The 13,642-nt window shown below is 38.0% G+C and carries 9 protein-coding genes; 5 read left to right on the top strand and 4 right to left on the bottom strand.

Annotation, left to right across the window (positions count from 1 at the left end; all coding sequences use genetic code 11):
• Nucleotides 1-53 precede the first annotated feature (53 nt).
• From ACN1CN_RS00310 to ACN1CN_RS00295, 4 genes are all read right to left on the bottom strand, one after another.
• On the bottom strand, nt 54-2,960 hold the full coding sequence (locus tag ACN1CN_RS00310; RefSeq protein ID WP_419134218.1) for a S8 family serine peptidase: 2,907 nt from the start codon (nt 2,958-2,960) through the stop codon (nt 54-56).
• A gap of 419 nt (nt 2,961-3,379) precedes the next feature.
• Nucleotides 3,380-4,612 (bottom strand): hypothetical protein, encoded by a 1,233-nt coding sequence (locus ACN1CN_RS00305; RefSeq protein WP_419134217.1) that lies wholly within the window; start codon nt 4,610-4,612, stop codon nt 3,380-3,382.
• 139 nt (nt 4,613-4,751) lie between these two features.
• Entirely contained in the window at nt 4,752-6,017 is a 1,266-nt protein-coding gene (locus ACN1CN_RS00300) for an amidohydrolase family protein (protein WP_419134216.1), read from the bottom strand.
• A 2-nt stretch (nt 6,018-6,019) separates the two neighbouring features.
• Nucleotides 6,020-7,078, bottom strand: a complete 1,059-nt coding sequence (locus tag ACN1CN_RS00295; protein ID WP_419134215.1) for a hypothetical protein — start codon at nt 7,076-7,078, stop codon at nt 6,020-6,022.
• A gap of 366 nt (nt 7,079-7,444) precedes the next feature.
• On the opposite strand from ACN1CN_RS00295, the gene ACN1CN_RS00290 reads away from it, so the two are divergent.
• The 5 genes from ACN1CN_RS00290 (at nt 7,445) to ACN1CN_RS00270 (ending at nt 13,614) form a co-directional block, all read left to right on the top strand.
• Entirely contained in the window at nt 7,445-8,371 is a 927-nt protein-coding gene (locus ACN1CN_RS00290; RefSeq protein WP_419134214.1) for a phytanoyl-CoA dioxygenase family protein, read from the top strand.
• A 529-nt stretch (nt 8,372-8,900) separates the two neighbouring features.
• The gene (locus ACN1CN_RS00285; RefSeq protein WP_419134213.1) at nt 8,901-11,288 is read left to right on the top strand and encodes a TonB-dependent receptor; all 2,388 of its coding nucleotides are present in this window, start codon (nt 8,901-8,903) and stop codon (nt 11,286-11,288) included.
• Nucleotides 11,289-11,314: 26 nt separating this feature from the next.
• Nucleotides 11,315-12,034 carry an HmuY family protein gene (locus ACN1CN_RS00280; protein ID WP_419134212.1) on the top strand — a complete coding sequence of 240 codons (720 nt, stop codon included), beginning with the start codon at nt 11,315-11,317 and terminating at the stop codon, nt 12,032-12,034.
• 9 nt (nt 12,035-12,043) lie between these two features.
• Nucleotides 12,044-12,853: an HmuY family protein gene (locus tag ACN1CN_RS00275; RefSeq protein ID WP_419134211.1), complete on the top strand. Its 810-nt coding sequence runs from the start codon at nt 12,044-12,046 to the stop codon at nt 12,851-12,853.
• A gap of 14 nt (nt 12,854-12,867) precedes the next feature.
• A complete protein-coding gene (locus ACN1CN_RS00270) occupies nt 12,868-13,614 on the top strand; it encodes a hypothetical protein (RefSeq protein WP_419134210.1) in 747 nt (248 codons plus the stop codon).
• The last annotated feature ends 28 nt before the right edge of the window (nt 13,615-13,642 follow it).

Here is a 13,642-nt window from a genome sequence, read left to right as displayed (position 1 = left end):
TTTCTTCATTTTCATATACTCCTTAAAGGGATATACAGTTCAATAGAAAAATATTAGTTTTTAATTATTTTTCTCGTCACTACTTTTCCGTTATCAGAAATAAACTGAACGATATAAATTCCGGGAGCTTGTTTGGAGATGTTCACACTAAACTCTTTTTGTTTATTCGTTTTTTCTTCAAAAACAACGCTATTGAAAACACTTGTTATTCTTAAAGTTCCCTGCTCCTCGTTGTTGATTCCTATTTTAAAGATTCCGTTTGTAGGATTCGGATAAATAGTAACAATACGCGATTCAGCTGCTTCAGCAAGTGCTATAACACCCGGTTTAGTGTTGGCTTTAGCTCTTACCAGTGCAAAACGCTCTCCTCCTTCAAGTTCACCCGTTCTGGCATCTTCCTGAACAAGATCTATGGTAATTTGCTCTTCAGCCGGGAAGTCTTTTGCTACCTTGAAATCAAAGGTTATTCCGAAAGTTTCATCAATATCAATTGGCAGGTTTGCAATTGCTCCTTCTCTTGACGTGATAAGAATTTTATTTTTATCTAAAATCTGTACTCCTTTCAAACTTCCATTGGCCTGCGCTCTTTCAAATAATTTCGGATCCAGTGTCGCTTCGATGGTACCGCCTAGCTCAAAGAAATTGTTCTTAAGCTGTTCGTTAAATCCTTTGTCTATAAATCTTACATTAATGTTTTTAGATCTGATTCCTCTAATAAATACGGCTGTTGGAGGAACAAAATCAGTCGTGTTCAGGTTGTAAACACTTAAATTTTTCCAGGCAATGTTATTGTTGTTTTTTGTATTAACCGCAATACTAACATTGTTTTGCTCATTAAACATAGGATCTTCTGATGATTCTATTCTTGCAGCTAAACAAAAATGATGTACATCATAAGTGAAATCAGCAGGATTTGGCGGATACCAAGGAATAACCACCGTAGCGTTTCCACCTGCAGCAATTGCCGGGATAGCTACCTCTCCAATATAATCACCATGCAATACAGGTCCAACATAAAAATTAACAAAGTTGGTAGGCCATGTTAATCCTGAAGAAGCTTTTGCAAAATACAGTTTCACTTTTCCGGAAGCACTGGCAACGGTTCCTTTATTAGTAACTTTAACGTAAACTCCGTTTGGTGAACTTAATTTAAACTCAGGGTTTTCATGTACTGTTCCTCCGTCAATCGTTTGTCTTACCCAGATATCATCACTGATCCACATAGGTCCTGAATCCGGATTAGGTTGTAATCCAACATCAAACGGTCTGTCTTTTACGTATAAATCCGGTACTGTAATTCCGGTTACAACAGTCGAAAAGTTCTGACTGCCATTAACCAAACTTCCTTTATGAGTTACTGTAATGGTATAGGTTCCGGCTGCTCCAACAATTCTGATACGCTCAAATGGATCTCTGGTATTATCACCCAATCCATTTGTTGTTGCAGTTAATAATCGATATGGAAAATTAGTACCGGCACCATTGGTTACACGAATGTCTAAATCATTTATCAATTTTGCTGTACCAATATTTGGAGTACTGCCTGAGTATGCAACACCTGCAGGATCTGTCCAGGAAATAGATGCGATTAACGGATTAACACCGTCTGAGGTTACGGACAGTGTATAAGTACCTCCGTTAACCAATGTACTTTCCTGAACGATAGACGCAGTTCCGTTTTTGGTAATGGTTTCTGCGGCAAATTTTGCATTCAACAGTCCCCATCCAAATATAGCATCCGGTCCAACGGCTCCGGCATCGTCTGCGGTATGCAGCGCCAATCCTTTAAGAGTGGCAGCACGCATAAAGTTTCCGGTCAGATTTTTATAATGCTGTTGCAGTAAAAGTAAAGTACCAGTCACGTTTGGAGCGGCCATAGAAGTTCCGCTGGCATTACCATAACTACTGTTCGTTAATGGTGTTATCGGATTTGTAAGTGTGGCTGTCGAATAAACGGAGGCTCCGTTTCCGGCAAGATCCGGTTTGATTCTCAAATCGTCTGTAGGTCCCTGACTGCTGGATCCGCTAATGGTAACACTTGTTAAAGCTCCTGTTGCACTTATAACGGCATCATTGGCATTAGCAATTACCAGATTGTTTTTAGAAGTCGAAAATCCTGTCAGTTTATCATAAGCAGTAAAACCACCTAACGGACTTGTGTTTGCCGTGTTATCACCGCCATCATTTCCGGCTGATTTCACTTGCAGGTAGTAAGGGGCATTAAACATCAGAATGTCCCAGTCTCTCGCAGTGGTTTGATAAGCCCCAAACTGCCACGGAGCGATCAAAACCGTTCCGGCCGAATTTCTTGTAGCCCATCCATAGGAATGATTGGAGATCAACATTCCATTTGCTGCTGCAGTAGTCGCTTCAGTCAAATCGTTGGTCCATTCATTTGTTCTGGCATTTCCCTGAAACGCCATTCCTTTAGAGGCCGCTACAGTACCTGCCGCAACAATGGTACCTGTTACGTGATTGGCGTGTTGGCTGTTATTATTGGTAGTAACAATAGCAGTAACGCCATCCCCAATTGACACTCTTCCGCCAAACTCATTGTGAGTAGGAAGTGTAGCACCTCCATCCCAAACATAAGCGGTCATCGTTTGTCCGTTAAGGTTCAATCCCAAACCACCACCAGAATTCAGGAAGTTTGCCCGCGTTGATTTTGCGGCATTTACATTTTCTGTAACATAGTAAATGGGCGTTTTTCCATCTGCGCTCACATCTACTAATTCACTTGAGGTTCCGTTTTTATTCAAAAATGAGGTTTTCCAGCCGTTTATCTTGGCCAGACTGTTAACTCTTTGCTTGTTCTTGTCGGCTTCGGCTTGGTAGCGTACACTTAAAGACTGAAGCTCAGACAAGTTACTGCCCGATCGAATTTTGGTAATATCATTTTGGGTTTGTGCATAAGTAGCTCCGCAGACGCAAAGCAGCATAATTTTGTATAAATTTTTCATATAATCTGATTTAAGGGGTTAATCATTTTTTATATCTCAAAAATCTTTACAAACAAAAGGGGGGCTTCTGGTTTCCATAATTTGAATTGTTTAAAGGTTAAATAATTGGTAGAATATTGTAAGAGTTGACTCAATCATAAACACTAATACGTCGCTATTATTTACCTACAAAACCTAGCGCATTTGTAGGATTTTATTTTAAACACAACAAAACTCGTTAAACTAAATTAAGCAAAAAAGAGTACAAATACCTGATTTTAAGATAATTAAATAAAAATAACTTTTACAGCACAAAATATAATAGACTCGTTTTTAATTGTAAGAATAACAGTTCCTGACTTTGTTCGGTCTACCGCAAAAAAAACCTCCAAAATCGATTGATTTTGGAGGTTTTTTAATTTCCGGATCTTTATGATCTTTTACAATATTTGAATTCCGACTGTTACTTTGTTACTTCTAACTTTCTCGTCGCTTCCAAATGCACTTATAATTGCCGAAAGACGAAATTTATTTAAAATAGTAACCCCAGTTATCACTTTTCCATTCAAAAAAGGCTTCTCATGACTCAACCCCAAATTCTGATAAAAACCTTTATTTCCAACTGTAAAATTCATACCGCCCTGAACAAAGAAATTAAATCTTTTATTGTCGGAAGAAACCCCGAAATAAGAATTGATTCCAACACTTCCGTTACCTGTTGAGGTATCAACATTACTGCTAAGATCTTTTAAATCCATTGCTCCTCTAACATTGGCATACGTATAAGAAGTGATCTGATCTCCATTACTTTGATTGGTTGAAAAAAGAGGCAAAAGCGCTTCCAGATAAAAATTACCACCTCCATTTACCAACCTGCTCAATGCTTCCTGCTCCGCTTTATATTTGTCTTTTTCCTCTTTCTCTTCTACTGTTTTTCCTGTATTTTTAGATCCAGAAGATACTGAGAGTACACTCCCGAAAGTAAGTCGAAACGCCCATAAATTATCAGTAACAATCTCATTTTGAACAGAGGCAGCATCGCTATTGCTGTTCAATGCGACCGAATTCAAAAAGATTGGTTGATCAGTCTTATTGCTATACATGTCTGCAAAAAACTTTTTTCGGCCAGCTCGTTCCCATGTAGGCAGTACCCAGTCAAATTTATCCAGAGCCGAAAGTTTTTCGTCCTTTTCCAGCATTTTTTGCTGCTTTTCGGCCTGTTTCTGTTCGATTAGTTTTCCAATTGAATCTAATTCTTTCAGCGTTATTTTGTCCCCTTTATCTGCAATGGCTTTTTCATGTAATTTAATACTTTTTTCATCCTGCTCTATCAGTCTGGTATACAGATCGTCATAATCTTTATATAAAATATTTCTGGCCGGGTTTTCCAGTTTGACTTTCAATTTGTTAATTTCAGTATCCTTTTTCGTAATTGAATCATAAACTTTCACTTTTTCGGCATCTGTGGTTTTAAAAGCAAGAGATTCCGAAAACTTTTTTTTCTCCTCCTGAATTCTATCTATTTCTCTTTCAATTAAATTTTTGTATTTCTTTTGATACGATCGACTATTCTCGAAGGTGAGAACTTTGCTCTCATTAATGGAAGGAGTCTGCGCCTGAACTTTTAAGAGAATTAAAAGAAAAGCAAGTGTTAAAGTAATTTTCAATTTCATAATGTTTGGTTTTGAGGGTTAGTAATTATTTTGGTTTTATTGTTCATTATGGACAAATGAAAGACAGCCTCTCTCGCTTTAAAATTAATGAGGTGGATCTAATTTTTGGTTATTCAAATCTATATCGGCTATTTCGCTATTAATAGTACTTGCTCTTTAAGTAAGTGTTGATATTATCTCGGGCCATTTGATCCCATAAAGAGTTTCCTCTATTAAGCATCTTATCTGAAGCGTAGTTTCTAAAACCTTTGACAGCATCTTGTTCCAAACTGTCTTTCTCGGTCATAAAATAATCTGTTCCAAACAGTATTTGTTTTCCGTACGATTTTTTGGCTTCCTCAAAAAATACTTTGTAAAGATCACTGTTCTTTTTATCCAGACATTCGGCTACGTCATATGATATATCGGTATAAACGTTAGGGTACTGAGTCATCAGGTTTTGTATCTGATTGAACCAGTTCTTTCTTAATACCCCATACGGATTAACCTGCTCACTTTCTTTATTGTCTCCACTCGATGCTTTTATCTGGTCGACACCGCCAAAATGTGCAAAACATATTTTAAGGTTTTTAATTTTGTTGAGCATCGATTCATACGAATGTGGTTCCAGAAAATAAGAACAGCTGCTCCTACAGCTTCTTCGGGTTTGTCCGTTAAAGACATTTCCAAAAAAACCTCCCTTCTCTTCTATAAATTTGGGTATGCCGTATACGTTTCCGGTATACGGATCAACAGGGTTAAGATTTCGAGTAATATATTCCCTGCTGTAATTGTAAATTCCGCCCAGATAATAAGTGTGCGTCATTACCGGAACACCATTATCGGCGGCCCATTCCATGGTTTTTTTAAGTTTAACATCAAAAGCATAATGACCGGTGCTCGGATACATTTTTAAACCCTGAAAAGGATAAATATAAGTTCCGCCCACTTCGATTTGGGTCTCGAAATAGCGTTCTACCGTTTTCTGAATTTCATCTCCGCTGCTTTTCCATCTCGGATCAAGTCCGAAGAAGGGTAAAATATTTGCGGGGTATTTTCTTTTGATATCGATTATTTCTTCAATTTGCCCTTCAAATCCACTAACCGATCTGCCAACACTCAAATATTCTAAGTTCTGACATAAGGTAACAAACTGAAATGTTTCATTGGGATATCGGGACATTAGATCTTCAAAAATATCGGTCTGGTATTTACTTTTACCAATTTGCAGGAACGTAGCATATCGTTTAGCCATTCCTTTATTCTTGCTGGCCAGAAGCCTGATGGTCCAGGCACCAAGATCAGTATTGGTAAAATTGTCAACTCCTTTTGCTAAAAACGGAGGCAGATACAGATCCAGAAAATTTTGGGGCGCATTATTCATGGTGAATATATGCGTGTGCGCATTTTTATAATTGTTATTCATGACTATACTACTTTAGTTACTGTTTGAGCTGTTGAGGTTGCTTTTTTCAAAACATCAAACCAAAATGGAGCTCCTAAACTCGCTACAAAAGCCGAAATGATAATCCCCAATATTTTTAACAAAATACAAGACAGCGTAAAACAATCTTTTCCCGAAGGGTCTTTCTTTTCCTTACAAACTGCTTTCTTCCAGCCAATAGGCAAATCAATGTTCGTTCTCAGGCTATCAATTTGTTTTGTTAACTTTTCAGTGTCTTTTTTAATCAAGGCGAGAGAGGCCTGATCTACGACCACACTTTGTCCAGTTGGGTTATATTTTGCACTTAGTGCTTCTAATTGCTCCTTGTTCTTTGTGTAATAATCAACCATGGCAGCTCTTGCCGTTGGATTACTATCATAATACTTAAATAAAGCAATACTGTCTATATTCACAATGCCGCTCACCATAAGCCCGATAATAAACAAACGTTTTCTGGAAAGTTTTTTGTACCAGGCACTGGTTCGGTCGTTAAACTGATCAAACCAGGTTGTAACTTCTTTAACCAACTCTTCATAAAGCCTTTTTTCTACAACAGCTGAAGTGGTACCAGAAGCTTTGATTTTTGCTTTGTTCATGGCATTTCTCAGCATCATGATCAAATCACTCTGTCCTAAATAAGTAATCGCAAATTCAAAATTATTGAGCAAATCATTATTGTACTTATTGCTAAGATCTTCTTTCCTGTCCTGCAAAAGTATTTTGGCTGCCTGAGCATTAGCAACCGTATCAATTAACACTTCTGCCATAGTTTTGGAATTAATTTCTGCGGGCGGTGCTTTTTCTGACTTGGTCAACAATCTAATGTTGCTGTTGTTGTACATCAACAATCCCCAATTGATCTGATTTGAAAAATCAAACAGTTTTTCTACAATTTTATTTCTGAAAAACCGGCCTCTTTCGCTTTTTATCTGCACCGTTGCTTCAAGGATCATGCTGCACAATAGTGCAAACAAAGCCCAGCTAATGACTAATGAAATCGCAACCTGAACAATCGTCGAGGAAAAAAAACTAATCTCCATCATCTCTTAATTTAAAGTTTTGCTTACTCTTTAAAGGATTTTTAGCTTTCTCCTAAAATTTAAATTTCAAATTCTAAAAATTCCAAATTCCAAAAATCTAATTGTCTGATTAACTAATCATCTAATTAACTTATTTCTTATAATCAATCACTTACTCACGCAAACCTATCACAAGTATAGGTAAATTTACAAAATTATTAATAAGTAAATACACCTGATTTTAACACTTCTTCATTAGCTGAGATTGAAAGAAAATCATACTGGGAATCTACTTTAAAACAGTAAAAACGCGTATTTATACTTTAAACAGGCAACTTGAAATGTCTTATTTTTGAAACTATTGATTCTTAAATTATAAAACCTCCCCAAATGAAAGACTCCCTGACTGTTCTTGAAAAGTTATGGAAACGAACTTTACACCCTGACAACTCTACCGATTTGAGTAATGACGCAACCTGGAATGCAGAAATTAAAGTCTTGTTCCAATTAGGTATTGGTATGGAAGACACCTTACAGTATTTGTATTTTGAAAAACCCGATTTTGAGGCATTTAAAAACTGGATCGGCAAAAGAATGCGAAACACAAGTCATGAATCTGAAGATGTGATTGGCGATGTGCTCTCTCAAGAGGATCTTAGGTTTTGGAAGGAGAACGGTTATGTTGTTCTAAAAAATGCCATCTCAAAAGAAGATTGTCAGGCCACACAAAAGGCCATTTGGGATTTTCTAAAAATGGACCCCGACAAAAAAGAAAGCTGGTATGAAAGACATGAGGATCAAAAGGGACCGATGCTTAACTTTTCCGATCATGAAACTTTGAATCGCAATCGGTTTTCAGTGAAAATTAAAAAGGCCTACGAGCAGCTTTACAACACCGATAAAATATACAAAACGATTGATAAGGTAAGTTTTAATCCTCCAGAAACTAAAGATTTTACTTTTCTGGGGAGCCCGTTACATTGGGACACCAGCTTAAAACAGCCTATAAAATTCGAACTGCAAGGACTGCTCTACCTCACCGATTGTGGTGTCGAGGATGGTGCTTTTCATTGTGTTGCGGGCTTTCATAACAAAATAGACGATTGGCTGAATAACCTTGATCCGAATGTTAACCCAAGGGAAGAAGCAGTAAAAACACTGAAACCAAAACCCATACTTGGGAATGCAGGTGATTTTATCATTTGGAATAGTGCACTGCCCCATTGCGCGACTCCCAACAAAGGTCAAAGCCCAAGAATGGTGCAGTACCTTACTTATTTACCAAACGATCATAACATCGCAGGAGAATGGATATAAACCTGTATCCTAATACCTTGCCCGATGCAGTTCAAATCGCCACAGATTAAAAAAATTAAAAAATTTACTTCAAGAATCCCATTTCAATTCGAGATGGGATTTTTTGTTCTTTTAAGGATCAAATCGCACAGAATTTAGAACAATACGCGCATGAAAATTATAACGCATTAAATAAAAAAAGCATCGTTTTCTTTCTTTTTAGAAACCATTTTAAAGTAATTAAGTGTTAAATAACTCAAAAAACGGCCCATATTTTCAACACTTTTACCGCTTTTTTATTGTTAATTTTTTCTTAAATACAAAACAAGCATATTACATCTCATTAGTATTTAAAAACCTAATAAACAATCAAGTAAAATACACTAATTCAAGTTTAAATTTATATTCATAATCTTTTACCTACTTAATTTTTGCTCATTCTGTAAAAAAAGTACTAATACTACTGTATTAATTATTATTTTTACCAAGTCTAAATAAGAATAGTGCGTAATTAATCTTTGATCACTATAGACAATGGATAACAATAAGAATGAAAAACAAAAACATTTACGGTCCTGCCAGGAAAACAATCATCAATTGTTTTTTTGTATTGTATATAACGTTAACTCAGGCTCAAAACGGCACTAGCATCAACGGTTTTGTATCTCATGCCGGAAATCCGCTGCCGCAAGCATTGGTCATATTAGAGTCTTCCGGTAAATCAGTGGTATCCGATCCTACTGGCTTTTTTTCATTTAAAGGACTATCAAATGGAACTTACACTATCAGAATCACAACCATGGGATATAAAGATTACATCCAACAGCTTGTTTTAAATGGAAAAGCAATACGCCCCTTGCAGGTGAACATGGAGCGAGGTATCGATCTGAATGAAGTGAGTATAAAAGGCCGCTCAAAGAAAAACAATCCTGAAACCCTTGTTAATGCTCAATATAGTGCTATGCCTGTTACGGTCATAGACCGTAAAACCATTGAACTGATGGGCAGCAGAAGACTAGACGAGGTTTTAAAAGAACAAACCGGTATCGCTATTGTCAATAATATTAGTGGCGGTGCCCGATCTGTAGGGGTACAAATGCAGGGCTTTGGCAGCGAGTATATCATGGTGCTCATCGATGGTCAGCCAATGGTTGGACGAAATAACGGCAACTTCGATCTTTCCAGAATCAGTGTATCCAATATAGAACGCATTGAAATCATTAAAGGAGCTTCTTCCAGTCTTTACGGCAGTGAAGCTCTGGGCGGAACAATTAATATTATTACACGTCATGGAGTAATTGATCCACAGCTGCAAGCTTCTTTAAGTTATGGTTCTCTGAATATTATTGATGCTACTTTGGAAGGCGAAACACCCTTTTTGCAGAATAAAGGAACCGTAAATCTGGCGGCGAATTATTACCGAACCGATGGTTATAACACCAACTCCAAATTCATCAAAGGCACCACATCCCCACCCTATGACAATTATAGTTTACAGGGAAGATCCCGTTATCAAACCGGTGCCAACAGTTATTTAAATTTAAGCGGTCGTTACGGTCTGCGTCGTTCTTTTATGCAGAAGGATTTTGGCCTTGGTCATATTTCCGGAGACCATCAGGACGAGCAGGATCTCAACCTTTCACTTTCGTTTGATCATCGTTTTAATAGTAATCTAAGAAGTATCTCCCGCTATTACCTTACCCATTATACTGCCGACATGAGCGTAGCCTGGCAGCAAAGCAATAGTGCAGTAAGTCAGGATGTGTTTAAGCAGACGTTACACCGTTTGGAACAGCAATTTTCGTATAGCAACAACAATTCCTACCAGCTTGTGGGTGGTCTTGGCAGAAGTCTGGAGCACATGAACGATAAATCGCTTAATGGTGTCAATTCTCTCCAAACTTTCTTCTCCTATATTCAGGGCGAATGGACTCCGTTTCAAAAATTAAAAGCGGTTGGCGGGTTGCGTTACGATCATACCAATAATTTTGGAGGAAGACTCAATCCAAGTTTTGGATTACAATACTACCTTACACCCAAATTGACTTTTAAAACCGGTATTGGAACCGGGTTTAAAGCTCCCGATTTTAAAACAAACTATCTGGTATTTTTTAATCCGAACGGAAATTATCTGGTTATTGGTAATGCGGTCCTTGCTCCTACGCTTCAGCAATTAAAAGAGGACGGCCAGATAAGCGAAATCAGACAGTACGTACTCAATCAGACTGCTGATAATCTTCAGGCAGAAAAGAGTATTTCGTACAATGCGGGATTAATGCTCGAACCTTCCAAAAGTTTTAAAATAGAAGGAAGTGCTTTTTATCATAAAATCACCAATCAAATCAATAGTATACAAGTGGCAACCGGAACCAATAGCCAAATTATTTATACCTATCAAAATCTGCCGGAAGCCGTTAACAAAGGATTTGAATTTGCTTTAAAATTCAGTCCGATCAAAAATATGGAAGTAAGTGCCGGTTATCAATACCTCATTGCCAAAGATCTTAGCATTAAAGACAGCATTAGTGCAGGAAAATGGCCGTACAGTCAAAACATACATGATCCGGCAACTGGAAACTCCTATAAACCAAGGCCATCCGATTATTGGGGAATCGAAAACCGCTCGCGTCACATGGCCAATACTTCTATTTTTTATCGGTACGAACCATGGAAACTCAACGCCAATATCAGAATCAATTTCAGAGGCAAATATCCGTTCGGAGATCGCAATGGGAATCAATTCATCGATAAATACGACATTTTTGTGAAGGACTATTGGCTGACCAATGCGAGTTTTGAAAAACAACTTTTAAAAGATCACCTCAGTATCCGATTCACAGCCGATAATATTTTTGACTATACAAATCCGCTAATGCCGGGGCAGCCAGGACGAATTTTGCTTCTTGGTGTAAGCTACCGCTTCTTTAAAAATCAATAAAACTAATCTACATTAAATATTTCACAATGATAACAAACCATATACTCAAAAAAGGACTTTTAGCATTACTACTCATTATAACACTACAGGCTGTTTCGTGCAGCAGTAACGAAGAAAATACGGTAACCACGCTTGCCGATGGCAAAAGCACTGTCGTTTCAGATCTTGCCGGAGATACCGGAGCTGCAATGGGAGGTGAAACAAAAGGCAAAGAAAAAAGAAACTTTCATACTTTTCTTTTTCGCTTTAGCGATCAAAAACAGATTTGGCTACATACAAAAGCAGACTCGTTGCAGTTTATGAAAACAAACGACTGGGACATTGCCTTTACCGGACCTTACAACAGCGAGGTTTTTATAAACAACAGCAAATACCAATACAATCCGGGTTACAACGGCCCTGCTAAAAATACAGCTGTGGTTTTAGTTAAAGAGGCTTACAAAAATGTGAATCAGGCCGCTGCTGATGCTGATTTTAACAATAGTGAAATCACTAAAATCGGATGGTCTTCTTCTGAAAGCTCTCCTGGCTGGTTTTATTACAGTCTGAGCAGTCATATTATGCAGGCCATTCCTGATCGCACTTACGTACTGCGATTACCTAATGGAAAATATGCAAAATTACAGCTTGTAAATGCCTACAAAGGCAATCCCCCGGCAGTGACCGACCTTAACTGGCCTGCACCCTATTTTACTTTTAAATATTACGTGCAACAGGACGGAAGTAAAAATTTAAATACCAATTAATTTAATAACATGACAAAATTCAAAACCCTAACCGAAAAACTGTCCAGACCCTTGCTGACCGTTTTTCTCCTCACTGCATTGCTCACAGCCTGCTCTTCAGATGATCCCAAAGTGACCGATCCGGAAAACGGAAATGGTGGTAATCCCGGAACTGAAGTGCCTCCAACAGGCTTATTCTATAAAGTAATACATGTAAAAAATTATCAGGGAAGCACCTCTGATGCCAATCCAACCGCTCCATCGGCAACACTTTATTATAGCCTTGAAGAGAATAAAGCCGTAGAGGGATCCTATAAAAAAACCCGTAAATGGGACTTAGCTTTCGGTGGACTTTATGCCAGCTTTTTATCTGGTAATAACGGCAGCAACTCGCAGAATAACGGATCACTTGCAGGTGGTATAGGCGGAATCACGATTGTAGCCAAGCCTTTTAACGAGGTGGTTGATATCCCGGCCGACAATCAGTTCAAAACCGGAATTGACCTTATTGGTACCGATGATGCCGGCTCTTTCGGAAATGGAACTGGCTGGTACTTGTACGACTTTGGTGGTGATGTGGTATCGGACGGAAAGAATCCACAAAAAGCACATGTTGCTTATGCGCTTGGAGAACCTCTTAAAATTACAAACGGTACAGTGATTCCGGCAAGAACCGTTATTCTTAAAACTGCCAACGGTAGTTATGCCAAAATCAAAATGATCTCTGTTTATAAAGACGTATACAATTCTAAGGACTGGTACAAAGACACTCCTCACATGTATTACACTTTTGACTATGTAATGGTACCTGCCGGTAGCACCAAATTTGAAATCAAATAACCTAATCAATTCACATGAATACCAAAATTACTCCATTAAAATCAAACCTTCTTTTTTCTGCTTTTGCGCTACTTGCCCTTCTGACAGGTTGTAGCAACGAAGAAGAAAGATGGACAGATGTAAAAGAAAAGCCCATTACAGAAATAGTTACAACTCTGGATGCCAAAAGAATTATCTCTTTTCGCGTAACAAATCCGGGGACTACACAGGTGATCCATAGTGCTGTAAACAACTTAAAGAAAACGGTTACGGTTTACCTGCCTTCTTATTATGAATACCAATATCTTGAAGCAGCCATAACAGTACCCACCAATACTACTATTTCGCCTGCTGCCAAGGAACTTATACCTGTTTTCAGCAAAACTCCGGTAACGTATACCACCAAAGCTGCCGACGGGACCACCGCTATTTACACGGTGAATGTAGTAATACAACAGCCTAAATTAGTCGTAAATGAAGTTTCAAATGTAACCGATCCTTTTTTGATTAGTACAGACAGTCCGCTTACCGTAAAAGGGCAAAACTTCCTGCCGTCGTATGAGGTTACAAAAATATTTGTTGTTGATGCACAGGGCAATAAAAAATGGCAAATGAAACAATACAATGAAGGTCTGGACATTGGAAGTTTTTATGCAATGTATGTTTTTGCAGACAATGCCAATACTGTTATCCCCCTTAAACCGGATACCGATTACTGGTTCATGATGGAAAGTTACAATCTGTCGGCCACAATGAAATATCCGTTCCGAATAACAAACTAAATTTCAGAAACATAAAAATGCCTGTTTA

It is taken from the genome of Flavobacterium sp. T12S277 (assembly GCF_048514875.1).
Classification (GTDB): Bacteria; Bacteroidota; Bacteroidia; order Flavobacteriales; family Flavobacteriaceae; genus Flavobacterium.
Note: the sequence above shows the minus strand (reverse complement) of the source record. Positions and strands in the feature narration are given on the sequence as shown.

What these genes read in the sequence shown, in the direction of transcription:
- ACN1CN_RS00310 (WP_419134218.1), bottom strand. Translation starts at nt 2,960, where the DNA reads ATGAAAAATTTATACAAAATTATGCTGCTTTGCGTCTGCGGAGCTACT.
- ACN1CN_RS00305 (WP_419134217.1), bottom strand. Translation starts at nt 4,612, where the DNA reads ATGAAATTGAAAATTACTTTAACACTTGCTTTTCTTTTAATTCTCTTA.
- ACN1CN_RS00300 (WP_419134216.1), bottom strand. Translation starts at nt 6,017, where the DNA reads ATGAATAACAATTATAAAAATGCGCACACGCATATATTCACCATGAAT.
- ACN1CN_RS00295 (WP_419134215.1), bottom strand. Translation starts at nt 7,078, where the DNA reads ATGATGGAGATTAGTTTTTTTTCCTCGACGATTGTTCAGGTTGCGATT.
- ACN1CN_RS00290 (WP_419134214.1), top strand. Translation starts at nt 7,445, where the DNA reads ATGAAAGACTCCCTGACTGTTCTTGAAAAGTTATGGAAACGAACTTTA.
- ACN1CN_RS00285 (WP_419134213.1), top strand. Translation starts at nt 8,901, where the DNA reads ATGAAAAACAAAAACATTTACGGTCCTGCCAGGAAAACAATCATCAAT.
- ACN1CN_RS00280 (WP_419134212.1), top strand. Translation starts at nt 11,315, where the DNA reads ATGATAACAAACCATATACTCAAAAAAGGACTTTTAGCATTACTACTC.
- ACN1CN_RS00275 (WP_419134211.1), top strand. Translation starts at nt 12,044, where the DNA reads ATGACAAAATTCAAAACCCTAACCGAAAAACTGTCCAGACCCTTGCTG.
- ACN1CN_RS00270 (WP_419134210.1), top strand. Translation starts at nt 12,868, where the DNA reads ATGAATACCAAAATTACTCCATTAAAATCAAACCTTCTTTTTTCTGCT.